The sequence below is a fragment of the Sulfitobacter aquimarinus genome, assembly GCF_040149565.1.
In the GTDB taxonomy this organism is placed as follows: domain Bacteria; phylum Pseudomonadota; class Alphaproteobacteria; order Rhodobacterales; family Rhodobacteraceae; genus Sulfitobacter; species Sulfitobacter aquimarinus.
The window spans coordinates 1-23,529 of the sequence record NZ_JBEFLO010000006.1 but is presented as its reverse complement, the minus strand read 5'-3'; the positions used below and the strand labels follow the sequence as shown (position 1 = coordinate 23,529).

At 60.7% G+C, this 23,529-nt stretch carries 17 protein-coding genes; 8 read left to right on the top strand and 9 right to left on the bottom strand.

Translation table 11 applies throughout. The annotated features are described in order from the left end of the window. Positions 1–437 precede the first annotated feature (437 nt). Both ABMC88_RS12175 and ABMC88_RS12170 read right to left on the bottom strand, forming a co-directional pair. The gene (locus tag ABMC88_RS12175; RefSeq protein ID WP_349577168.1) at positions 438–857 is read right to left on the bottom strand and encodes a hypothetical protein; all 420 of its coding nucleotides are present in this window, start codon (positions 855–857) and stop codon (positions 438–440) included. A 216-nt stretch (positions 858–1,073) separates the two neighbouring features. Beyond that, on the bottom strand, positions 1,074–1,685 hold the full coding sequence (locus ABMC88_RS12170; RefSeq protein ID WP_349577167.1) for a lytic transglycosylase domain-containing protein: 612 nt from the start codon (positions 1,683–1,685) through the stop codon (positions 1,074–1,076). 207 nt (positions 1,686–1,892) lie between these two features. Here ABMC88_RS12170 and ssb point away from each other — a divergent pair, with 207 nt between their 5' ends. Then, complete coding sequence (gene ssb / locus ABMC88_RS12165; protein WP_349577166.1) at positions 1,893–2,435, top strand: single-stranded DNA-binding protein; 543 nt, start codon at positions 1,893–1,895, stop codon at positions 2,433–2,435. A gap of 22 nt (positions 2,436–2,457) precedes the next feature. Further along, positions 2,458–2,763 (top strand): hypothetical protein, encoded by a 306-nt coding sequence (locus ABMC88_RS12160; RefSeq protein WP_349577165.1) that lies wholly within the window; start codon positions 2,458–2,460, stop codon positions 2,761–2,763. Here the strand turns inward: ABMC88_RS12160 and aroB are convergent. Both aroB and ABMC88_RS12150 read right to left on the bottom strand, forming a co-directional pair. Further along, positions 2,760–3,872 (bottom strand): 3-dehydroquinate synthase, encoded by a 1,113-nt coding sequence (gene aroB, locus ABMC88_RS12155; RefSeq protein ID WP_349577164.1) that lies wholly within the window; start codon positions 3,870–3,872, stop codon positions 2,760–2,762. The genes ABMC88_RS12160 and aroB overlap by 4 nt on opposite strands. Further along, a complete protein-coding gene (locus tag ABMC88_RS12150; protein WP_349577163.1) occupies positions 3,865–4,461 on the bottom strand; it encodes a shikimate kinase in 597 nt (198 codons plus the stop codon). Before ABMC88_RS12150 ends, aroB begins: the two co-directional genes overlap by 8 nt. 78 nt (positions 4,462–4,539) lie before the next feature. Here ABMC88_RS12150 and ABMC88_RS12145 point away from each other — a divergent pair, with 78 nt between their 5' ends. From ABMC88_RS12145 to ABMC88_RS12135, 3 genes are read left to right on the top strand one after another with little or no spacing between them, the layout of a single operon-like run. Then, positions 4,540–4,692, top strand: coding sequence for a hypothetical protein (locus ABMC88_RS12145; protein WP_349577162.1), 153 nt, complete (start codon positions 4,540–4,542; stop codon positions 4,690–4,692). A gap of 4 nt (positions 4,693–4,696) precedes the next feature. After that, a complete protein-coding gene (locus ABMC88_RS12140; RefSeq protein ID WP_349577161.1) occupies positions 4,697–6,307 on the top strand; it encodes a hypothetical protein in 1,611 nt (536 codons plus the stop codon). Next, positions 6,304–7,275, top strand: a complete 972-nt coding sequence (locus tag ABMC88_RS12135) for a site-specific tyrosine recombinase XerD (protein ID WP_349577160.1) — start codon at positions 6,304–6,306, stop codon at positions 7,273–7,275. The genes ABMC88_RS12140 and ABMC88_RS12135 overlap by 4 nt, the downstream gene beginning before the upstream one ends. Here the strand turns inward: ABMC88_RS12135 and ABMC88_RS12130 are convergent. After that, complete coding sequence (locus ABMC88_RS12130; protein ID WP_349577159.1) at positions 7,218–8,030, bottom strand: metallophosphoesterase family protein; 813 nt, start codon at positions 8,028–8,030, stop codon at positions 7,218–7,220. The genes ABMC88_RS12135 and ABMC88_RS12130 overlap by 58 nt on opposite strands. Before the next feature lie 71 nt (positions 8,031–8,101). Between ABMC88_RS12130 and ABMC88_RS12125 the strand changes: the two genes are divergently transcribed. Further along, complete coding sequence (locus ABMC88_RS12125; RefSeq protein WP_349577158.1) at positions 8,102–9,409, top strand: HlyC/CorC family transporter; 1,308 nt, start codon at positions 8,102–8,104, stop codon at positions 9,407–9,409. 92 nt (positions 9,410–9,501) lie between these two features. On the opposite strand, the gene ABMC88_RS12120 is transcribed toward ABMC88_RS12125, so the two are convergent. Both ABMC88_RS12120 and ABMC88_RS12115 read right to left on the bottom strand, forming a co-directional pair. Next, positions 9,502–11,925: a GcvT family protein gene (locus tag ABMC88_RS12120; protein ID WP_349577157.1), complete on the bottom strand. Its 2,424-nt coding sequence runs from the start codon at positions 11,923–11,925 to the stop codon at positions 9,502–9,504. A gap of 96 nt (positions 11,926–12,021) precedes the next feature. After that, positions 12,022–13,314: a DUF2254 domain-containing protein gene (locus ABMC88_RS12115; RefSeq protein WP_349577156.1), complete on the bottom strand. Its 1,293-nt coding sequence runs from the start codon at positions 13,312–13,314 to the stop codon at positions 12,022–12,024. A gap of 144 nt (positions 13,315–13,458) precedes the next feature. Here ABMC88_RS12115 and ABMC88_RS12110 point away from each other — a divergent pair, with 144 nt between their 5' ends. Beyond that, complete coding sequence (locus tag ABMC88_RS12110) at positions 13,459–15,876, top strand: GcvT family protein (protein ID WP_349577155.1); 2,418 nt, start codon at positions 13,459–13,461, stop codon at positions 15,874–15,876. Then, entirely contained in the window at positions 15,877–16,476 is a 600-nt protein-coding gene (locus ABMC88_RS12105; protein ID WP_349577154.1) for a nucleotidyltransferase family protein, read from the top strand. On the opposite strand, the gene ABMC88_RS12100 is transcribed toward ABMC88_RS12105, so the two are convergent. Together ABMC88_RS12100 and ABMC88_RS12095 are read right to left on the bottom strand one after the other, a co-directional pair. Beyond that, positions 16,469–17,572: a Hint domain-containing protein gene (locus tag ABMC88_RS12100; RefSeq protein ID WP_349577153.1), complete on the bottom strand. Its 1,104-nt coding sequence runs from the start codon at positions 17,570–17,572 to the stop codon at positions 16,469–16,471. The genes ABMC88_RS12105 and ABMC88_RS12100 overlap by 8 nt on opposite strands. Positions 17,573–17,913: 341 nt before the next feature. Further along, positions 17,914–23,529, bottom strand: a 5,616-nt coding sequence (locus ABMC88_RS12095; RefSeq protein ID WP_349577152.1) for an Ig-like domain-containing protein, incomplete at its 5' end; no start/stop codon positions are given.

The following is a 23,529-nucleotide window of genomic DNA, read 5'->3' as shown; positions in this document are numbered from 1 at the left end:
AATGTCTGCTCTGAGCCCTATGCGACAAAGACTACATGGGTAAGCCCATCACGTAGTAGACTGGTAAAACGAACGATAGAATATGCGCAAGTGTTGCCAAAGGGTGTTCAATCGCAACTCGCAACGTCGATTTCTCCATGCGAAACATCTTTGCTGTATCATCCCGATATCGCTGAGAAAACGCCAACAGAACTCCATACGTTCCAAGCATCGACACAGCGACAACGGCAAAGTTTTGATCCTGTGTCATAGTGAAACCCTGAAATGTCTAGTTGAGCAATTCTGGGCAAAATACGCTCAAACTTCAACGGTAACAAAGTCCGCAAAGCAGCCTCTCGCCCGCTTTAACGAACATCGCTAAATCACACTCCACCTCACGCGCAAAGGGGCGGGTCATTGCCACGACCCTCCCCCAAAACGCAGTCAAAACGCTTTGATCAGAACAGCGGCAGATCCAGCATCGCCGCCCCGATGGCGAAGGGAAAGTATGCCGCCGAGAAGAAGAAGAGCGTCGGGAAGCGGGCGCGCATGGTGGCCGTCGCAATCGCCATGACCGGCGCGGCACAAAGCGCCAGCAGCACGGGCAGGACCAGCATCTGGTTATACTCGAAACCCGGGCCCCAAGGCATTGCAGGGTTTTCAAGACCCGCAGCAAGCGCGCCGATAATCATGCCAATCACGGCGCCCAGCAGCATCGGCTTGATGCCGCGGCGCGCCGTGGAGGCATTGGTACCCATCACAGGTGAGCTAAACTTTGACGTCACAGTGCCACCTTCAGCCGTGGTCATCATGCTACGGGCAGAACCCGAGCGGTTCTTGATCCGTGCGATACGCTGGTTAAAGATGTCTTGGCTCATGTGACTTACTCACTGCTAACTTGTTACGGGTTAACGTATCGAATTCCATTGGGGCCAGAATTGGGCAAAAGCGGGCGGCCAATGGGGCAGCCTGTGGCACGCATATGACCACAATAGTTAACGTTTTGTTTTAAATGGATTTTCACAGAAATGGCGCGCCAAGCCTACGCGGACATAACGTAAGGTAAACCTGACGAAATAAGTAAAAACAGTCTGCTATTTACGACCTGCAATGATGCGAACGTAGTTCTTCGTCTCACGAAAGGGCGGGATGCCGCCGTATTTCTTAACAGCACCAGGTCCCGCATTATAGGCAGCAAGGGCCAATCGCCACGTCCCGAAGGTGTCGTATTGCATTCGAAGGTAGCGCGCCCCGCCCTCAAGGTTTTGTGACGGTACTTTGGGATCAACCCGCAGATCGGCCGCAGTGCCGGGCATCAATTGGGCCAGACCAATCGCGCCTGCGTGGCTGACGGCGTTCTGGTTAAACCGGCTTTCTTGATAAACCAGTCGCAAAAACAAATCCTGCGGGATGCCGTGTTTATCCGCCGCAGCCCGCGCCATGGCCAAAAACGGCCCCTTATAGCGGCCGCGATATTTCTTGATGCTGGGGTCGGACTTTACTTCATCATCCCATTTGGTCGGTGTGACGACCTTGGGCGGCTGTAACCGCGCCGAGCTGTGGTATTGTTTGGACGCCCGCGTATCGAGAAGTTTTTTCTGTGACGAGAACAGCTTGCTGCGGCTTTTGGTGGAGAAGATGTCCGCCGAGACAGGTGCGCCGAAGGCAATCGTGCCCGCGATCAATGCTACTACTGCTATGCGCATGCCGCCCCCTGACCGCAATTTCACGAATTTCACGCACTATATCAAAGAAAATCGCAGTTACCAGCGCATTGGTTCCGTGCAATCTTTTGCAGGCTGCGCGATGGCAAAATCGCATGTCCCTGCCCTTGTGTTGTGGCTATAACAGCGCGTGAACGGCACGGGCGGGATTCGGCCCATGCAGACAACCACTAATAAGGAGAGCGCGTCATGGCAGGCTCAGTGAACAAAGTAATCCTCATCGGCAATCTGGGCCGTGACCCCGAAGTGCGTAGCTTTCAGAACGGCGGCAAAGTGTGCAATCTGCGCATCGCAACGTCCGAGACATGGAAAGACCGCAACACGGGCGAGCGTCGCGAGAAGACGGAATGGCACAGCGTTGCGATCTTCCAGGAAGGTCTGGTGCGCATCGCAGAGCAATACCTGCGCAAAGGTTCCAAAGTGTATATCGAAGGCCAGCTACAAACCCGCAAATGGCAGGACCAATCGGGCGCGGATCGTTACTCGACCGAAGTGGTCTTGCAAGGCTACGGCGGCACGCTGACCATGCTTGACGGTCGCGATGGCGGCGGCGGTGGCGGTGGTGGCAGCATGGGCGGCGGTGGCGGCTATGACGATCCGGGCATCGGCGGCGGCGGCTATGATCAGGGCGGCGGTTACGGCGGCGGGCAATCGTCTGGTGGCGGCGGTGGCGGCAACCAAGGCGGCGGCGGTGGCGGCGCACGCGATCTGGACGACGAAATCCCGTTCTAAAAACAACGGCAGAGGATAGGATATGGCGATAGAGGCCTCGGTTGCCCTCTTTACAGGCGCAGCACTGGTCGTTGCCTATACTATCCTCTACCCCCGCCTGCCCCGTAAAACGGTCATGGCTTTATTCGCGGCAGACATCGCAGCCTACGCGGTGATCCTCGCGACCGTTGGCGCGGTGTTTTACGGCACGCGCACCTTGTTTTGGTTGTTCTTCTTTGACGTGCCATGGTGGCTATTCACATTTGTGATCGCCAGCCTTATCGAGGTGCCGTTGTTCATGTGGTTCTGCGCCCGCTACGACATCGACCTGAACCCGCCCGAGGACTAGCGCTGCGCCAGCGCGTCCTCCAACACTGACATCACATCCTCAACAGCCACATCCGCCGTCGTGAACGCCGCGCCGATCTCACGCGCAAGGACAAAGTGTAGCTGCCCCGAGACGACCTTTTTGTCCTGCCCCATCAGCGCCAGCAGGCCCGCCGCATCGGGCAAATCGCCGTCAATATCAGCCATGTCTACCTTCATGCCCATCGTGCGCAAATGCGCCCGCACGCGGCTGGGCGCTTCCTGGGAACACAGCCCCATACGCGACGACAGCTCAAACGCCAACGCGCATCCGATCGCCACACCTTCGCCGTGCAGCAAACGGCTGGAGTAGCCCGTCGCGGCCTCCAGCGCATGACCAAAGGTATGGCCAAGGTTCAGCAGCGCACGCTCGCCCTGCTCTGTCTCGTCGCGCATGACAATGTCGGCTTTCATCTGGACCGAGCGGCGCACCGCTTCGATCCGCGCGGATACATCGCCAGCCGCCAGCGCGGGGCCTTGCCCCTCTAGCCAGTCAAAGAAGCCGGCATCGCCCAGCAGCCCGTATTTCACGACCTCGCCGTAGCCTGCCAGAAAATCACGCGGTGTCAGCGTGCCCAGAACGCCCGTATCGGCCAGCACAAGCGACGGCTGGTGAAACGCACCCACCAGGTTCTTGCCGTGGCGCGTGTTGATCCCCGTCTTCCCCCCGACCGAGCTGTCGACCTGCGCCAGAAGCGAGGTGGGAATTTGCACAAACCGCACACCGCGCCGCAGCATAGCCGCGGCAAAGCCCACAAGATCGCCGATCACACCGCCGCCAAAGGCCACGACAACATCGCCCCGCTCGACCTGTTGGTCCAGCAGCCATTCGACACAGGCGGTCAGTTGCGCCCAACATTTTGTCGCCTCGCCCGGGGGCAGGATCAGCGCCTCGGCGGTAATGCCCGCATCGCCCAAGCCGCTGCGCAGCGCCTCGAGGTGCAGGGCTGCGACGGTTTCATCGCTGATGATCGCCACCCGCGGGCGGCGCAGCAGCGGGGCGATGTGGCTGCCTGCCTTAGCCAGCAACCCCTGCCCGATCTCGACGTTATACTCACGGCCCGGCAAATCAACGGCGACACGTTCAATCATCCAACTGCTCCAATACATCGGCACGGGTGAGCAAAGCTGCAATCACCCGTTCAGCCATGGCATCAATCGACAGATTGACCGCACACACCACGTGCAATTCTGCCAGTTTATAGATCGGTGTGCGCGCGGCAAAAATCTCGGCCAGCGTGGCGCGGGGGTTCTGGGTGCGCAGCAAGGGGCGCGAGTCCTTGTGGCGCACGCGCATCCACAACAGATCTAGATCGGCATCCAGCCAAAGGGCCACGCCTTTCTCGGAAATCGTCTCTCGGTTGACTTGCGCCAGAAACGCACCGCCCCCTGTGGACAGGATCACATTCTGCGTCTCCAGCAGGCGGCGGATGACTTCGGTCTCGCGCTTGCGAAAGAACGCCTCGCCATCGCGGGCAAATATCTCGGGGACTGTTTGATTGGCCGCCGCCTCGATCTCGGCGTCGCTATCAAGAAACGGCGCACCCAGCTTGGCGGCCACGGCGCGGCCCACTGCGGTTTTGCCAGCCCCCATCATCCCCACCAAAGCAACGGTCTTTTTCAGACGGAAGCGGCGGGGCGATCGGCGGATGTCAGCCGTGGTTTCATCTATTTCACTCATTTTTTCCTGAATGACGTGATCTTGCTGGAAAGGCCATATATAGTTTTAAAAAATATTGGCAGTACGGGCAAAAAATTCATGTTGGGCAAGCTATTCAAGTTCCTGTTTATTATCGCGATTTTGGGCTTTGCAGCGCTTGTCGGCTTTGCCTATGTCGGCCCCGAGATCGGGATCGATTTTGCGCCCGACCGCCAAGAGATCCGTATGCCTGTCACATTGCAGGGACAGTAATCGCGTGTCGGCGCGGGTCTGGCCAGCTGTCCTGAGCATCCTTGCGCTGTCCGCGACAGGCGCATTGGCCCCTGCCAGTGCGCAAACCGCAGGTCCGCTGTCGGTGATCGACTGGCTGGATGATCCGGCCCCGTCTGTCCGCCTGCCCCGTGCGCCGCGTGTGGCCGCGCCGCGCCCCAAACGTAAAAAGATCAAAGAACCCGCCGTGGCCCGCACAGGCTCCGCGCCGCAAATCACTACGCGGCCCTTGGGCGCTGGCCCTGCGCGCAACGTGGGCCTTGCCCCGCCTGCAATCACGGGGATGCAGCCCGATCTTTGGGCGCAAAGCGACCCGCGTGATCTGGCCGCGCAAATAACGGCCCTGCCTGATCTGGATCTGCCCGCAGCGGATGCCCTGCTGTTCATGTTGCTCCTGGCCGAGGCCGCCGCCCCCACAGGCGGCGCCGCAGCACAGGACATCATCACCCAAGCGCGGCTGCAAAAGCTGATGACCTTGGGCGCTGTGGACCCCGCCCTGTCTTTGGCCGAACAAGCGGGGGCGGCTACCTCGCCCGTGTTGTTTGACACATGGGCCAAGCTGGCGTTGCTGGTGGGCACCGAAGATGACGCCTGCGGGGCGCTGTCACGGGCGCCGCATCTGACCAAAGAAACCGCGCTGCGGATTTTCTGCGCCGCACGGGGCGGCGACTGGGCGACTGCGGCACTCACGTTTAACTCGGCCTCGGCCTTGGCGCTGGTGCCGCGTGACACGCTTGCGCTGCTCGACCGTTTCCTGAACCCTGATCTGTTCGAGGGCGCAGCCCCCCTGCCCGTCCCGCGCAAAATGGACCCGCTGAGCTTTCGTTTGTTCGAAACCATTGGCGAGCCTTTGGCCACAGGTCCCTTGCCGCGCAGCTACGCGGTGGCCGATCTGCGCGACTTTGCCGGCTGGAAATCACAACTGGAAGCGGCAGAGCGGCTGACCCGTGCGGGGGCGCTGCCCGACAACCGCCTGATCGGTCTTTATACCAACCGAAAACCTGCCGCCTCGGGCGGAATCTGGGACCGCGTGCAATCGGTGCAGCGCCTCGACGCCGCGCTGGACAGCGGCACCGCCGAAGCGGTGGCAAAAACCCTACCCGCCGCGTGGCGACAGATCAGCCGCGCAGGGCTTGAGGTGAGCTTTGCCAATCTGTTCCAGGACCGACTTGCCGCCATCCCCACCACAGGGCGCACCGCGGTCATCGCCGCAAAGATGGGCCTGCTGTCGCCCGAATATGAAACAGTCGCGCGGCAGATGCCCAGCGGGCTTTTAGGGCGTGATGACGTCTTGCTGCGTGCCATTGCGATGGGCGACGTGCCCTCAGCCCTGGCCGCGACGCCACCATCCGAGGCGCTGCGCCGCGCCATTTTTGATGCCTTCCTCACGCCGACCCCCAACACGGTCTGGATAGAATGGGCCAAGAACGGCCGCTTGGGCGAGGCGCTATTGACCGCTCTTGACGCGCTGCATGAAGGCGCACGCGGTGACAGCCGTGCGCTGCGGTCGTCCCTGTCGACGCTGCGCGCCTTGGGGCTGGAGGACACGGCCCGCCGTGCGGCGTTGCAATTGCTGCTTTTGGAGCGACTCAGATGAGCCCGCGTGCGCCCTCGGGCTGGATTTCGATGTTTCTGGAAGCGCAGGCCGCCGAGTTGGGTGCCGCGACCAACACGCTGCTGGCTTACGGGCGCGACCTAAAGGATTTCGACGCGTGGCTGGCGCGGCGCGATATGGATTTCGACGTCGTGGCCCGTGCGGACGTCGAGGCCTATCTGGTGCATTGCGATGCCCAAGGGCTTGCCAAATCTACCCGTGCGCGGCGTCTGTCCGCCGTTAAACAGCTCTACCGTTTTGCCTTTGAAGAAGGGCTGCGCACCGACAACCCCGCCCTGCAAATCAGCGGACCGGGGCAGGACAAGCGCCTGCCCAAAATCCTGTCGGTTGAGGAAGTGGACCGCCTTCTGGCTGCAACCCGCCAACTGGGCCGCAATGACATGGACCGCGTGCGCAACACCTGCCTGATGGAGCTTCTTTATGCCACCGGAATGCGGGTGAGCGAGCTTGTCGGCCTGCCCGTCAGTGCCGCACGCGGCGATCCGCGCCTGTTGCTGATCCTCGGCAAAGGCGGCAAGGAACGCATGGTGCCGCTGTCACCCGATGCGCGTGATGCGCTTGGCCTCTGGATCACCCTGCGCGACGCGGCCGAAGCCGCAAAGACCGCGCAAAAGAAACCCGCCTCGCGGTTCCTGTTCCCCTCACGCGGCAAGGACGGGCATCTGACGCGGCATCGCTTTTACTTGCTCATCAAAGAAATCGCCGTTGCCGCAGGTGTAGACGCGACCAAAGTCACGCCCCACACGTTGCGCCATGCCTTTGCCACGCATCTTCTGGCGGGCGGTGCCGATCTGCGGGCGATCCAGACCATGCTGGGCCACGCCGATGTCGCCACGACCGAAATCTACACGCACGTCCTGGAGGCCCGCCTGTCCGAGCTGGTGCTGGATCATCATCCCCTGTCGGACACCCGCAAAGCGGGCGGCAAGACGTCCTCGGACGGCCAATAGCCGCTGCGCAGCGCGTCGGCATAGTCCCGCGGCAAGCCCGCGTTGGTCATATCCGCCACCGCCCCCTGCACATCATAGCGCAACCTTTCGATACGCGTCCCGCCGGCGTCCAACACGGCAAAGCGCACATCACACACCCCGTCATGGGGCGGCATGCCGACAACGCCGGCGTTGATCCATGCCCCCCGTGCCGTGCCGCGCATAAACGGCAGGCCGGAATGGCCGGCAATCACCGCATTGACCTTCCCCGCAATCGCCTCCAGCGCGTCCCATTCGCGGGCAAATACGTCCTCTGCATCCGTCTCCCAGATGAAACGCGCCACATCACTGACCCCGCCATGGATCACCCCGTAGCGCGTGCCGTGATGGGTAAAGGTCACCACATCGGGCAGGTCGCGCATCCAATCGCGCGCATCCGCATCCAGCTGCGCACGCGCATATGCGTACCACGCAACGCTGAGGCGGTCGCAGGTCGTGCCTTCCTCAAAGCCGCAACCGCAATCATCGGCATTGGCCGCCAGCTGCACCTCGCAATTGCCCGCAATCAATGTGCAACCAGACGCACGCACTGCCGCCAAAGTCGCGGCAGGTGCGCCGCAATAGGCGACAATATCGCCCGTACAAATCACATGCGACGCCGCAATCCCCAACGCCTCGGCCTGCGCCAAAACTGCCTCTGTGGCCTGTAAATTACTGTAAGGCCCGCCAAACACCAGCAGATCGCCCTCCAACACCCCCAAATCGCGATGTTTCATGAAGTCCCCTCCTTGAATGACGCACGCCCGCGCTCCATAACAAATGGAGACATCTTACAAGGGTTTCCCACATGGACACGGCTCAGGCAACGCTCGATTCTGCCTTCTGGATTTCCACCGCTATCATTTTGCTTTTGCTGATCCTGTCGGGCTGCTTTTCAGGGTCCGAAACGGCCCTGACCGCCGCCTCACGCGGCAAATTGCGCAGCCAGGCCGACAAAGGCTCGGCAGGCGCAGAACGGGCGCTCAAGATCACCGAGGATAACGAGCGGCTCATCGGCTCCGTGCTGCTGGGCAATAACCTTGTGAACATTCTTGCCGCCTCATTGGCAACGGCTTTGTTTACACGGCTCTTTGGCGAAAGCGGCGTGGCGCTGGCCACGTTGGTCATGACCCTGCTGGTGCTGATCTTTGCTGAAGTGCTGCCCAAGACGTATGCCATCACCAATGCCGAACGGGCCGCGGCCCTCGTCTCTGGCCCGATCAGCGTGGTCGTTCTTGTCTTTGCCCCTGTGGTCAGCATCGTGCGGCTGTTGGTGCGCTCCATGTTGCGCCTGATGGGCGTGACCGTGGACCCCGACAGCAATATCCTCGCCGTGCGCGAAGAGATCGCAGGCGCGCTGCACCTTGGCCACTCCGAAGGTGTGGTGGAAAAAGAAGACCGCGACCGCATTCTGGGCGCGCTTGATCTGCGCGAACGCGTGGTCGAGGAAATCATGCTCCACCGCTCGGGCATCGAGATGATCAACGCCGAGGACGAGGCCGCCGATATTCTTGAACAATGCCTGCGCTCCAACCACACCCGCCTGCCCGTCTATCGCGATGATCCCGAAAACATCATCGGCGTGATCCACGCAAAGGACCTGCTGCGCGCCATGCACAAACGCATCGGCGGCCCTGACGGCGACGCGGCGGCGCTCAAAACATTCGACATCGCCGAAGTCGCGATGGAGCCGTACTTTGTCCCCGAAACCTCCACGCTGGACGAACAAATGCGCCAGTTCCTGCACCGCCGCACCCATTTTGCGCTGGTGGTTGATGAATACGGCTCGCTTCAGGGGCTGATTACCCTCGAAGACATCCTTGAGGAAATTGTGGGCGAAATCACCGATGAATTCGACCCCCACGCCGAGCATACGGTCCAAACCGATGCCGACGGTCACTATCTGGTGGACGGTGCCATGACCATCCGCGACCTCAACCGCGCCAATGACTGGAGCCTGCCTGACGAAGAGGCAAATACCGTTGCAGGTCTCGTCATCCACGAGGCCCAGATGATCCCCACCAAAGGTCAGGTCTTCCTGTTCCACGGCTTCCGCTTCGAAGTCCTCGCCCGCGAAGGCAACCGCATTACAGAGCTAAAAATGCGCCCCCTCTAAAATCGCCGCAACACGCCCGCCTATTTTTTCTGGCCCAAAATGCACCGGGGGATACTTGGGCCATCGGCCCAAGGTGGGGGCAGCGCCCCCGCCTAGGCCCGCAACCGCGCACCCGACGGATCAAATGGCGGCTCGGCCAGCACAGTTGCCTTATGCGGCTGGCCTAAAACCATAACCTCCACCGTCTCCCCCGCCGCCACACCGCGCACAAACCCCAGCGCCAGCGACATGCCTACCGAATACCCGTAGGCACCAGAGGTCACACGCCCGATCCCGACTCCGTCTTTGAAAATCGGCTCGCCCCCTGTGGCATCCGCATTCGACGCATCCGTCTGCGCAGCGTTCAGCGCCAACAGAACCAACTGTTCACGCGCAGGTTTCGCCATCGTTTCAATCACCGCCTCGCGGTTCAAAAAACTGTGCTCGACCTTGCACAGCCGCGCCAGACCCACCTCTTGCGGCCAATACTCGGGGCTATATTCGCGCCCCCATGAGCCATAGCCCTTCTCGACCCGCAGCGACATCAGCGCCCGCGATCCGACAGGCCCTGCGCCCACGTCGCCCCCCGCAGCGATGAGCGCAGCGAAGAGCGCCCCCTGATCGCTTGCATCGCAATGCAGCTCCCATCCCAGATCACCGGTAAAGGAGACACGCAGCGCCAGACAGCGCACCCCGCCCAGCTCGATCCATTTTGACCGCATGAAAGGAAAATCAGCTGTCGCCAGCGAGGTATTCGTCAACCGCTGCAACATCTCACGCGACGCAGGCCCCGCCACATTAAACCCGCACATCGCCTCTGTTCGGCTCTCGAATGTTGTCCCTTCGGGCAAGGGCACCGCGCTAAAGAACCGCTGGTGATACCGCTCGGCCATGCCCGACCCGATGATCCAGAACTCGTCCGTCCCCAGCCGCGTCACCGTGAAATCGCCCGCAATCCCGCCACGCGTCCCGATCAGCGGCGTCAGGCACGAACGCCCCACGGCGCTTGGCATGGTATTGGCAAAAATGCTGTTTAGCCAGTCTTCCGCCCCTGCCCCTTTACACAGGTATTTCGCGAAATTCGAGATGTCGATGATGCCCGCCTTCTCGCGCAGCATCTTGCACTCGGCGCCCACGACATCCCACCACGGCTGGCGGGTGAAGCCTTCGGTCACATCCTCTGCCCCGACCGTGTCGCCGTAATACAAAGGATGCTCCCAGCCATAGTTCAGCCCGAACACCGCGCCCATCCCGCGTTGAGCCTCATAAGCAGGACGTGTGCGCGCAGGGCGGCCTGCGCTGCGTTCCTCATTGGGGAAATGGATTTTGAAACGGTTGGCATATTGATCGCCGACCCGCGCTTTGGTGAATGCCGTGTCCGCCCAGTCGCCAAACCGGGCCACATCCCATGCGAACATGTCATAGCGGCTCTCGCCCGTGACGATCCAGTCAGCGGCCAGCAGGCCCATGCCGCCCGACTGCGAGAACCCCGGAATAATCCCGTTACAGCAAAAGTAATTCCGCAACTCTGGCACGGGACCGAACAACACGTTCGAATCCGGAGACCAGATCATCGGCCCGTTGATCACCCGTTTGATCCCAGCCGTTCCCACCGCAGGCACGCGGCCGATGGCGCGCATCATATTCTCCTCGATCCGCTCCAGATCATCGGCGAACAGCTCATGGCCGAACCCTTGCGGCGTGCCCTCTTCTGCCCAGAACCGCAGGTCCTTTTCATAGGCACCGACCAACAGACCTTTCCCCTCTTGGCGCAGGTAATACTCACCATCACGGTCCGCGACTGAGGGGAGACGGCGGTCCATGCCCTCGATCTCGGCGATGCTTTCGGTCACGAAATACTGGTGCTCGGTCGGTTGCAGCGGCAGGGTGATGCCCGCAAGCGCCGCCACTTCGCGGCCCCACAAGCCTGCGGCATTCACGATCCACCGGGTGTGAATATCGCCCTTTTCGGTCCGCACGATCCAAGAGCCGTCGGGCTGCTGTTCAGTACCTGTCACGGGGCAAAAGCGAATGATCTCGGCCCCGTTTTGCCGCGCCCCTGCGGCATAGGCGTTGGTCACGCCCGAGGGGTCTACGTTGCCCCCGTTTTCTTCGAACATGATGCATCGGATGCCATCATAGTTCACCAACGGATGCAGCGCCTCTGCCTCGGCACGATCAACCTCACGGAAGGGCAGTCCGTAATAGGCCGCCTTGGCCGCTTGCAAGCGCAGCTGGTGTTCGCGTGCCTCCGTCTGCGCCAGATAGAGGCTGCCGGGCTGGAACACGCCGCATGACTTGCCCGTCTCGGCCTCCAGCGCGTTATAGAGGTCCATCGTGTAGTTCTGGATTCGCGTGATGTTGTTGTTGTCATGCAGCCCGTGGATGTTGGCCGCCGCGTGCCATGTGCTGCCTGATGTCAGCTCGTCGCGCTCCAGCAGCACCACATCGGACCAGCCCAGTTTGGTCAGGTGATACAGGATCGAGCAGCCGATAACGCCGCCTCCGATTATGACGGCTTGGGCATGGGTGCGCATGGGGGGCATGTCCTGTGATTGACTGCGGTACTGTCCCTATCGTTCCCAGAAATGCGCGGGCGTGATCGTGCATTTGCGACACAATATGTCGCTGGGCTACTGCGCGTCCTTTTGGGCCTGACGCACACAAGGGGCCGCCGCTGCGATCAGCCGTTCGCGGTCAGGCTCAAACGTCAGTGTCGCCAGCCCCCGCGCCAGCGCCTCGGCCGCAAAATCGCGTGCCGCATCAGACATCACCGCGTCCGAATGGGTCACCAGCTTGCCAAGCGTTAGCTGCAAACATTCCTGCACCTCGAACGAGCCTGCCCCGTCGCGGGCCACTCCGGCAAAGCCCGCCTCGACCAAATCCGCCGCATCAAGGGCGGGCACATAAAGACGCTCCAGCAAAGTGTCGGGCTCTGCCGTGCCTTCGTCCTCATAGGTTTGCAAAATGCGGCCAATCCGCGTGATGACATCCAGCGCCGTGCCCGCATCGTTGATCCCCGGTGACAACGCTTTTGATCCGACCTCGCCCATGACTTTCAGGCCGAACCCCGGGTCTTGTTCATAGTTGCGCACATCGCTGATTTCGATCGCCTCGGCGATTTGTTGGGACAGCTTGTCCCAGTCATCAACGTCGCCCTGCACGTAAACCAGCGCGTCGGGGGCATAAACATAGGCCCCGATGGCGGCTGTCAGATACAGCTGCACGTCATGGTTTTCCGCCACCGCATTCAGCGCCTCGGGGAGGACCTGCGCGATATACCCCGTCTTCCATGCGGGCAAAGCGCGGACGTCTTGCGGGATCGTTTCGGGCAACGGTTGCGCGCCAAGGCAGGGGGTTGCGATGCGGTCGTTGAATTTGGCCTGCGTCACCGTTTCGACCTGACGGATCGTGTTCAGCAGCTGGCCAAAGCCCTGCAAATGCAGCACCCAGCGAATGAGGTAGACAACGATCACCACCAGAACCACCACCGTCATCCAGAACAGCACAAAGGCACGCGCATCCCCGTAAATCCCCAGTTCGCGCAGGATAATCCCCAGCAGCGCATAGACATAGGCGCCGATGAACACGGCCATGGTGTTTTGCGTCGTCTTGTCGGTGATGATCAGGCGGTGAACACGCGGCGTCCACTGGGCCGAGCTGCTTTGAAAGACCGACACCATCACGGTGATCGAAAAGATCGTGACCGCCAACATCGCCGAGGCGATAAGCTGCAACAAACGGTCCGCCGACTTGCCCGTCACAGTTTGCGCCAGCTCGTCCGGCATCCACGCCTCGACCATCTGGCTGGTGCCCATCGCGACAAAGGCGGTCAGCCCCATCAGCATCACCCGCACCCACAAAAGGCGGCTATAGGCACGTGCGCGGCGGATAAGGGTGGCAAGCAGGGCGTTGATGTTTTCCATGTACGACACCTAGCGCGGGCACAGCCCTGCGACCACCCCCGACACTGTGCTTTGACCAATATCGACAAAACATGTCGCAAAACTACTTGCCTCTCGCGGCAAGGTGTCTTCCACTCAACAGGCAATAAATTTGGAGCCTCCCTCATGAAAACCACCACCCGTGTTTGTGTTATCGGCGGCGGCGTTGTCGGTGCCTCGGTTCTCTATCACCTGACGAAACTGGGCTGGTCGGATGTCATGCTGCTGGAACGCTCCGAGCTGACATCAGGCTCTACATGGCACGCGGCGGGCGGGTTTCATACGCTCAATGGCGATACGAATATGGCCGCGTTGCAGGGCTATACCATCAAGCTTTATCAAGAGTTGGAGGAGATCACGGGCATGTCCTGCGGGCTGCACCACGTGGGCGGCGTGACGCTGGCGGATAATCAGGAACGCTTTGACATGCTGCTGGCAGAACGGGCCAAGCACCGGTTCATGGGGCTAGATACCGAGATCGTCACCCCCGAAGAGATCGCCAAGATCGCGCCGGTCACCAACCTCGATGGCATTATCGGCGGCTTGTATGACCCGCTGGACGGGCACCTTGACCCTTCGGGCACCACCCACGCCTATGCCCGCGCAGCCAAGATGGGCGGCGCGCAGATTGAAACCCACTGCATGGTGAAAGAAACCAACCAGCGCCCCGATGGCACTTGGGATGTGGTGACGGACAAAGGCACCATCCACGCCGAGCATATCGTGAACGCAGGCGGCCTTTGGGCGCGTGAAGTGGCGGCCATGGCAGGCGTCTACCTGCCCCTGCACCCGATGGAGCATCAATATCTGGTCACTGAAGACGTGCCCATGATCCGTGAGATGATGGCGGACGGCCGCGAGCATCCGCACGTCATGGACCCTGCAGGCGAGAGCTATCTGCGCCAAGAAGGCATGGGGCTTTGCATAGGCTTTTACGAGCAAACCTGCCGCCCCTGGGCCGTGGGCGGCACGCCGTGGAGCTTTGGCCAAGACCTACTGGCCGATGATTTCGACAAGATCGAGGAGAGCATCAATTTCGCCTACCGCCGCTTCCCCGATCTGGAGAGTGCGGGCGTGAAAAACGTGATCCACGGCCCGTTCACCTTTGCCCCCGATGGCAACCCGCTGGTCGGCCCCGTGCCGGGTTTGCGCAATTACTGGAGCGCTTGTGGCGTCATGGCGGGCTTTTCCCAAGGGGGGGGCGTGGGGCTGACGCTGGCTCAATGGATGATCGAGGGCGAGCCAGAGCGCGATGTTTTCGCCATGGATGTGGCGCGCTTCGGCCCGTGGATATCCGAAGGCTACACCCTGCCCAAGGTGATCGAGAACTACCAAAAGCGTTTCTCGGTCGCCTACCCGAACGAGGAGCTGCCCGCCGCACGCCCCCACCAAACCACGCCGATGTACGACATCTTCACCGAAATGGGCGCGGTCTGGGGGCAGCAATTCGGGCTGGAGGTGCCGAACTACTTTGCCAATGGCGACGAGCCTACCTATGAAACACCCTCCTTCCGCCGCTCTGACGCGTTTGGTGCTACAGGCCGCGAGGTCCGCGCCGTGCGCGAGGCCGTGGGCATCAACGAGGTGCAGAACTTTGGCAAATATCTGGTGTCCGGGTCTGGTGCGCGTGCGTGGCTCGACCGGATCATGGCGGGCCGTGTCCCTGCGCAAGGGCGCATAGCTCTGACGCCCATGCTGTCGCCCAAGGGGCGTTTGATCGGGGACTTCACGATCTCCTGTCTTGCCGATGATCTGTTCCAGCTCACCGCCTCTTACGGCGCGCAGGCCTATCACAGCCGCTGGTTTGCGCAGAATATGGACGAAGGCGTAGTGGTCGAGAATATCTCGGACAGGCGCACGGGCTTCCAGATTGCAGGGCCACATGCCCGCGATGTACTGCAAGCCTGCACGCTGACGGATGTGTCGACGATGAAATTTCTGGACGTGGCCCCGATCACCGTGGGCATGACCAATTGTCTTGTGCAACGGGTCAGCTTTACCGGCGATCTGGGGTACGAGATTTACTGCGATGCGATGGCCCAGCGGCAGCTGTGGGACACGCTCTCGAACGCGGGCCAGCCCTACGGCATGGTCCCCTTCGGTATGCGGGCGATGATGTCGCTGCGGCTGGACAAGTTCTTTGGCGGCTGGTTGTTGGAGTATGGCCCCGACTATACCGCCGCTGAGACGGGGCTGGACCGCTTTATCAGCTTCAGGAAAAACACCGACTTCATTGGCCGCGCCGCCGCCGAGGCCGAGCGGGCCACAGGCCCCGAACGCAAGCTGAGGAGTTTCGAGGTAGATGCGTTGGACGCCGATGTGCAGGGCTATGAGCCGATCTGGCACGCAGGCGCCGTGATCGGGTTCTGCACCTCGGGCGGGTATTCGCATTATGCGGGCAAATCCGTGGCCATGGGGTTTGTGCCAACAGCACAGGCCAACGACGGGCTTGAGGTCGAGATCGAGATTCTGGGGCAGATGCGCCCTGCCCGCCTGATCACCACGCCGCTGTTTGACGCAGACGGTGCGCGGATGCGCGGTTAGATGATCGCGGTTGTCATCCTTGCGGCAGGTGCCTCGACCCGTATGCGCGGGCGCGACAAGCTGTTGGAGGAGATTGACGGCGTGCCGTTGTTGCGCAGGCAGGTGCTGCGGGCGGTTGCGACCGGTGCGCCTGTGTTCGTTGCCGTGCCGCCCGCGCCGCACGCCCGCCATGATGCGATAGCGGATATCGACGCCACGCTCGTTCCCGTCTCGGACGCGGCCGATGGCATGAACGCGAGCCTGTCGGCAGGCGTCAGCGCGTTGCCAGATGGCACCAAAGCCGCGATGATCGTGCTGGCCGACATGCCGGACCTCACGACAGATGACATGAAGACCATACTGCAAGCCGTTGACTTTAAATCAGATGTTTTGATCTGGCGCAGTGTGACACAGGCAGGCGCGCAGGGGCATCCCATCATCTTTCGCAGCGATCTTTTTGACCACCTCACGGCGCTGCGCGGTGACGCAGGCGGGCGCGAGGTTGTCCGCGCCCACATGGCCCGCACGCAGGCGATCGCCCTGCCCGATGACCACGCGCGAACCGATCTTGACACGCCAGAGGCATGGGCCGCTTGGCGTGCCAAACGCGCTTCTATCTGACCAGAACAGCCGCCTCATGCGCCTTTACGCTACGCCGCGCTGATGCGTATTGATCCACGCCGCGATGGGTCGCGAGGTCGGGAAACAGCTCGAACAGCTCGTTGCGTTGCGCATTTCCAATCCCCGCAAGCGAGCCAAGCCCCGGCTGAAAGCTCTCGCTCCATGCGCCGTTGGACAAGACGATCTCGTGGCGGTCAAACATCAGGTGGATATACGTCACATCGGTGATTTCCTCGATATTGACCCCTGTCAGCCCCGTCAGATGTTTCGCCGCGACCAGCACCTCGCGCTCTTCGAAATACAGGGCGGTTTTGTCGTTCGCCACAAGAAAGCGATGGTTCGGAGACACACGCGTGTCCCGCTCGGGCAGATCATTGCCAAGCGCGCCTTTTGAGATGCACACAGGCGCGAGGTGACGCGCCTTCCTAATCTCGGCTGCGCCCAATCTGCGGGTCCCGATCCAGCGGATCACCTGAAGACCGTTATCGCGGGTCATCACACGGTCGCCCAGTTTCAGATCCTCGACCGCGACTTCGCCACGCGGCGTTGCGATGCGCGTTCCGGGTGTGAAACACGGAACGACCTTTTCGATATTCGTAAAGACAATCTGCCCCGCGTCATTGCCATCGGCATCCAGCAACTGAATGGTGCCGTTCTCACGGTTGTCGGGATCGCGGTCCACGCGGTAGCTGCCTCCGTCCGGCACGGCATTATCCACAAGAATGCGGTCGAAATCGGCATCGCCCCCTTCGCCGCCATCAATCACGTCGCCTGCCGTCACATCATAGAAGATATCCAGCCCGCTGGTCCCGACCATCGTATCCGCGCCGGCACCGCCGTTAAATAGCCCGTTTCCAGCCCCGCCCAACAGCAGATCATCACCATCGCCACCGAACATGTCGTCGACGTCGTCGCCGCCGATCAGCGTGTCATTTCCGTCTTCTCCAAACAGAAAGTCAACGCCCGCCTGCCCCACCAAGCGATCGTCACCCTCGCCGCCTGCCAACGTGTCGTTGCCAATGCCGCCGGTAATTGTGTCATTTTCGGACGTACCGCGAAGTGAGTCGTCCCCGTCGCTGCCAATAATTTCAGCCATTTCAATCCCTCATCATAATCGGAAGTCGAGTGAGAAATCGTTACTTCAGTCAATCACCATTATGTTAACACATTACACCGCTGCGGGAAATTCGGATAGCGAATTCTTAATTTATCGTTAAAAAACAATAATATAGAAACGCTCGGCCGTATTCACAGGCATTGATGCGCGGGCGTCAACAATAGCGAGGGTCAGGCTTGCCGCAAAACATGAAAAGCGGAGCCGACAAGCGGCTCCGCCATCATTCACCCGGGGTCACTACGCCCAAGTGAAGCTGCATAAAAGAAACCCCGAGGCGCAGCCCTTTCGGGCCCGCCTTGGGGAATTGGTTTAGAGAAAGATCAGCTCTTTTTCGTAATCAGCTTGGCTTCATAGGCCTTGAGCGACTTGCGCGCAGCGGCGTAGGCTTCGATGCCTTCGCGTGTTGCAAGTTCCGGGAAGAGTTCCAGAATCTCCTCGCGGGAGGCATCGCCCACACCGGCCAGCGACAGATCGCCCGGCTGGAAGCTTTCGGTCCACGTGCCGTCTGACAGGATGACCTCGTGCTGGTCGAACATGACGTGGATATAGGTCGTGCCCGACACGTCAACCTGGTCGATCCCTTCCATATCCGTCAGGTGCTTCGCCGCGACCAGAACTTCACGTTCTTCGAAGTACATGGCCGTTTTGTCGTTGGCGATCAGCACGCGGTGCTGTGGAGACACCATCATGTCACGCTCTGGCAGACCGTTGCCCAATGCACCCTCTTTGATGAGGATCGGACGCAGGTGCTCTTTGGCGGCAAGTTCCTCGCCGGACATCTCACGACGTCCGATCCAGCGGATTTCCTGCATCCCGTTGTCGCGGGTGATGATCCGGTCGCCAACTTCCAGCTCTTCGACTTTACGCTCACCTTTCGGGGTCGCGATCAGCGTGCCGGGGGTGAAACAGGGGATGACCTTCTCGATGTTCGTGAAGACCAGCTGACCTGCGTCGGACCCGTCGGCGTTGAAGTAGTTGACGACACCGTTTTCGGCATTGTCGGGATCATAGACAATCTCCTGGCTACCACCTTCGGGTTTGGACCCCGTCAGATCAAGACAGTCAAAGTCATCGCCGCTCTCGGAGCCGTCGACCACGTCGCCTGCGTTGACGTTGAAGAAGACGTCGCGATCCGCGCCACCTGTCATCGTGTCAACACCTGCGCCGCTGTCGATGCTGTCATCGCCGGACCCGCCAAGGATCACGTCATCACCGTCGCCGCCGCTGAGCGTATCGTCGCCCAATGCGCCGTCCAGCGTGTCGTTGCCTTCGTCGCCGTTCAGGACATCGTTGCCCTGACCGCCATCAAGGCTGTCATCTCCAGCGCCAGCATTCAGGCTGTCTTCGCCGATACCACCGCGCAGGGTGTCATCGCCAAGGCCGCCTTCAAGGCTATCGTCGCCCTGACCACCGTCCAGACTGTCGTTGCCTGTACCGCCATCCAGAGTGTCGTTGCCCAACACACCTTCCAGAGTGTCGTTGCCGTCGTCGCCGCTCAGGACGTCGTCGCCATCGCCACCATCGACAAGGTCGTTACCTTCGCCGGCATGCAGGCTGTCGTTGCCTATGTTGCCGCGCAGGGTGTCGTCGCCGATGCTACCCTCAAGGGAGTCGTCACCGACACCACCCATCAGGCTATCGTCGCCTTCACCACCAACCAGCGTGTCGTTGCCTTGGTTGCCGTTCAGCGTATCGTTGTCGATGCCACCGTCCAGCAGGTCGTCACCGTCACCACCCAGCAGGCTGTCGTCGCCGATGTCACCCAGCAACGTGTCGTTGCCTTCGTCACCAAACAGCGTGTCCTGACCTTCGTCGCCTTCGAGCAAGTCATTGCCCTCGCCACCGTTGAGCACATCGTCGCCTTCAACACCGCGCAGGGTGTCGTCGCCGTCGTCGCCCGACAGGATGTCGTCGCCTTCACCGCCATCCAGCAGATCGTCGCCGTCTTCGCCGCGCAATGTATCATTGCCGGTATTGCCGCGCAGGGTATCGTCACCGATGCCACCTTCCAGCGTATCATCGCCTTGGGCCCCCATCAGGCTGTCATCGCCCTGACCACCGATCAGCGTATCCTCACCGGAGCCACCATTCAGCGTGTCATCGTCGATGCCACCGTCGATGAAGTCATCATCGCTGCCACCGCGCAGGACATCGTCGTCGTCGCCGCCGAAGATGACATCATCCCCCGCACCGCCGTCTACAGTGTCCATGCCGTTGTTCGGCACCAGATCCGCACCCAGCGGGTTCGAGCCATCGTCTTCGATTTCCAGCTCGTCTGCGTCCAGATCAGGGTCGTTGTTGGCATAGATCGTGTCGTTGCCGTCACCGCCAAGGATGCTGTCGTTGCCTTCAGAACCCACGATACGGTCGTCGCCTTCGCCACCGTCTACGATGTCGTCGTCGATGCCTGCGTCGATCACATCATCGCCTGTGCCGCCCGTGATTGTGTCACGGTCATCACCGGTGCTGATGGTGTCGTTGCCGTCACCGCCATCCACGCTGTCGCGGTCATCTTCGGGATCTTCATCCGCGTCGAAGATGCCAGGATAGCCAAGGTCGGGAAGCGGATCAGTCGGGTTGGAGGTGTCGATGACATCGTCACCTGCGCCGCCTTCGACAGTGTCGTTGCCTTCGCCGCCGGTGATGGTGTCATTACCTTCATCGCCGTTCAGAACATCGTCACCTTCTTCGCCGTCAAGCGTGTCGTCATCGGCACCGCCATTGAGCGTATCGTCGCCCTCGCCGCCGAGAAGCGTGTCTTCACCCTCGTCGCCGTTCAGAACATCGTCACCGTCTTCGCCGTCCAGCATGTCATCGTCGGAGCCGCCATTGAGCGTATCGTCACCCTCGCCGCCGAGAAGCGTGTCTTCACCCTCGTCGCCATCGAGTACGTCGTCGCCAACGTCGCCATTGATGCTGTCGTCGCCTGTGCCACCTGAAACATCGTCGTTCCCCTCGCCAGCTTCGACTGTATCGTTGCCGTCGCCTGCGTTGATGATGTCGTCTTCCGGACCTTCGCCCGGCAGGAACTCATCCCCGTTGTCGACCAGATCGCCTTCGGGATCTTCGTCGAATGTGCCGTCGATCAGGTCGTCGCCGTCTGTGCCGGTCACGATACCATCGTTGACCATAACATCCACGGTGCCTTCGTCCTCGCCACCGTTGCCGTCAGAGATGACATAGGTGATTTCGGTCGGGCCGAAGAAGCCGTCTTCAGGAGTGAAGGTCAGCGTGCCATCGTCGTTGATCTCGACTGTGCCATTGGGGCTTGTGGCCTCGATCACAGTCAGATCATCGCCTTCGGGATCGCTGTCGTTGCCCAGCACGTCAATGGTGACAGGTGTCTCAAGCTCGGTGCGGCCTTCGTCGTCCTCGGCAACCGGTGAGTCGTTGACCGGAGTAACGGTGACCGTGACTGTGGCTGTGTCCTCGTTCCCGTCGGGATCGCAGACCGTATAAGTGATCGTTGCCTCGCCAAAGAAGTCGGGGTTGGGCGTGAACTCGATCGTGCCATCATCGTTGACCGTGACAGTCCCGTCAGGTGAAGACGCATCGTCCTTCACCGTCAGCGCGTCGCCGTTTGGATCAACATCGTTGTCCAGAACGTCGATGGTGACAGGCGTGTCCTCCAGTGTTTCAGCGACATCATCCGTAGCAATCGGATCCACTTCGCCGGGTGGTGTCACCGTAACGAACAGAACCGCCGGATCCTCCAATTCACCATCAGAGACAGTGTAATTGACCTGAGCGTCGCCTACGAAGCCTTCGTTCGGCGTGAACGTCAGCGTACCATCCTCGTTGATGGTGACCTCGCCATCAGGGCTGGAGGCGTCCACGATTGTCAGCGGATCGTCTTCAGGATCGCTGTCGTTATCCAGAACGGCGACCGTTACAGGCACTTCGCTTGGCGTCTCTGCGGTGTCATCTTCGGCCAGTGGGCCATCGTTGACAGGGTTTACAGTGACGTCGACCGTGGCCGTATCCGTTTCACCATTCCCGTCAGTGATGGTGTAGGTGATCGTGGTCGGGCCGTTGAAGTCAGGATCGGGCGTAAACTCGATCGTGCCGTCGTCGTTGATTGTGACAGTGCCGTCTGGCGACGTCGCCTCGATGACTTCCAGTGGGTCGCCGTCGGGGTCTTCGTCGTTGGCCAGAACATCGATGACGACAGGTGTGTCCTCATCTGTTGTCGCTGTGTCGTCTGCGGCAACGGGCGGCGTGCTTTCCTCGCCAACCGATACTTTCGCTACCGCTGTGTCCTCGCCGCCGTTGCCGTCCGAGATCGTATAGGTGATCTCGGCGTCGCCGGTGAAGCCCGGGGTCGGCGTGAACTCGATCGTGCCGTCATCGTTGAAAGTGACATCGCCATCTGGCGAAGTCGCCGAAATGACTGTCAGCTCATCACCATCCGGATCGCTGTCATTGGCCAGCACGTCGATTGTGACAGGTGTGTCCAAGTCGGTGGCAACACAATCGTCGGTCGCAACCGGATCATCGTTGATGTTGTTCACGGTCACAAAGACCCGCGCATCGTCGATGCCGCCGTTGCCGTCGGTGATCGTGTAGTCGATCACAGCCTCACCAAAGAAGTCGGGGTTGGGCGTGAACTCAAGCGTGCCATCGTCGTTGATGGTGACCGTGCCGTCATCCGAGGTCGCCTCGGTCACGGTCAAATCGTCATCCTCAGGATCGGTGTCGTTGCCCAGAACGTCGATGGTGACAGGTGTCTCCTCGTCCGTCTCGTCAACATCATCCACCGCAACAGGCGAGAAGTTTTCGGCTTCTTCGCCGACTTCAACGAACAGAACCGCAGGATCTTCCAACTCACCATCAGAGACAGTGTAGTTGATCTGCGCCTCGCCCTCGAAGCCTTCATTGGGCGTGAAGGTCAGCGTGCCGTCGTCGTTGATGGTAACTTCGCCATCCGGGCTGGAGGCGTCCACGATGGTAAGCGGATCGTCCTCTGGATCGCTGTCGTTATCCAGAACCGAGACAGTAACAGGCGTCTCGAACGGCGTCTCCGCGTTGTCATCCTCGGCCAGCGGGCCGTCGTTGACAGGGTTCACAGTGACCAGCACCTCGGCTGTGTCCTCGCCCCCATTCCCATCGGTGATGGTGTAGGTGATCGTGGCCTCGCCGTTGAAGTCGGGATTTGGCGTGAACTCAATCGTGCCGTCTTCGTTGATGGTGACTGTGCCGTCTGGCGAGGTCGCATCGGTCACGGTCAGGTCATCGCCGTCCGGATCGCTGTCGTTGCCAAGTACGTCGATGGTGACAGGTGTGTCCTCATCTGTCTCGGCTGTGTCGTCTTCGGCCACAGGCGGATCAGAGACTTCGCCAACAGATACAGTGACTTGCGCCGTGTCTGTCAGACCTTCTTCGTCCTCGATTGTGTAGTCGATAACCGCGTCGCCGGTGAAGTCGGCGTTCGGAGTGAACTCGATCGTGCCGTCGTCGTTGATGGTGACCGTGCCGTCTGGCGATGTCGCCTCGATCACGGTCAGGTCATCGCCGTCCACGTCAAAGTCGTTGTCCAGCACGTCGATGGTAACGGGCGTGTCCTCGTCTGTTGAGTCGAGGTCATCCACAGCCACAGGCGCGTCGTTGATGTTGTTTACGGTCACAAAGACCCGCGCATCGTCGATGCCGCCGTTGCCGTCGGTGATCGTGTAGTTGATCACAGCCTCGCCAAAGAAGTCGGGGTTTGGCGTGAACTCAAGCGTGCCATCGTCGTTGATGGTGACTGTACCGTCTGGCGAGGTCGCCTCGGTCACGGTCAGGTCATCATCTTCCGGATCTGTATCATTGCCCAGAACGTCGATGGTGACAGGTGTCTCCTCGTCCGTCTCGGCGGTATCATCCACCGCAACAGGCGAGAAGTTTTCGTCCTCTTCCGCGACAGTCACCACATGCTCGGCTGTATCCGTCAGCTCACC

Excerpts from the sequence above, each read along its gene's own strand:
- ABMC88_RS12150 (WP_349577163.1), bottom strand. The coding sequence starts at position 4,461 with ATGAGTGAAATAGATGAAACCACGGCTGACATCCGCCGATCGCCCCGC.
- aroB (WP_349577164.1), bottom strand. The coding sequence starts at position 3,872 with ATGATTGAACGTGTCGCCGTTGATTTGCCGGGCCGTGAGTATAACGTC.
- ABMC88_RS12130 (WP_349577159.1), bottom strand. The coding sequence starts at position 8,030 with ATGAAACATCGCGATTTGGGGGTGTTGGAGGGCGATCTGCTGGTGTTT.
- ABMC88_RS12115 (WP_349577156.1), bottom strand. The coding sequence starts at position 13,314 with ATGGAAAACATCAACGCCCTGCTTGCCACCCTTATCCGCCGCGCACGT.
- ABMC88_RS12175 (WP_349577168.1), bottom strand. The coding sequence starts at position 857 with ATGAGCCAAGACATCTTTAACCAGCGTATCGCACGGATCAAGAACCGC.
- ABMC88_RS12160 (WP_349577165.1), top strand. The coding sequence starts at position 2,458 with ATGGCGATAGAGGCCTCGGTTGCCCTCTTTACAGGCGCAGCACTGGTC.
- ABMC88_RS12105 (WP_349577154.1), top strand. The coding sequence starts at position 15,877 with ATGATCGCGGTTGTCATCCTTGCGGCAGGTGCCTCGACCCGTATGCGC.
- ABMC88_RS12145 (WP_349577162.1), top strand. The coding sequence starts at position 4,540 with ATGTTGGGCAAGCTATTCAAGTTCCTGTTTATTATCGCGATTTTGGGC.
- ABMC88_RS12120 (WP_349577157.1), bottom strand. The coding sequence starts at position 11,925 with ATGCGCACCCATGCCCAAGCCGTCATAATCGGAGGCGGCGTTATCGGC.
- ABMC88_RS12170 (WP_349577167.1), bottom strand. The coding sequence starts at position 1,685 with ATGCGCATAGCAGTAGTAGCATTGATCGCGGGCACGATTGCCTTCGGC.
- ABMC88_RS12125 (WP_349577158.1), top strand. The coding sequence starts at position 8,102 with ATGGACACGGCTCAGGCAACGCTCGATTCTGCCTTCTGGATTTCCACC.
- ssb (WP_349577166.1), top strand. The coding sequence starts at position 1,893 with ATGGCAGGCTCAGTGAACAAAGTAATCCTCATCGGCAATCTGGGCCGT.
- ABMC88_RS12135 (WP_349577160.1), top strand. The coding sequence starts at position 6,304 with ATGAGCCCGCGTGCGCCCTCGGGCTGGATTTCGATGTTTCTGGAAGCG.
- ABMC88_RS12110 (WP_349577155.1), top strand. The coding sequence starts at position 13,459 with ATGAAAACCACCACCCGTGTTTGTGTTATCGGCGGCGGCGTTGTCGGT.
- ABMC88_RS12100 (WP_349577153.1), bottom strand. The coding sequence starts at position 17,572 with ATGGCTGAAATTATTGGCAGCGACGGGGACGACTCACTTCGCGGTACG.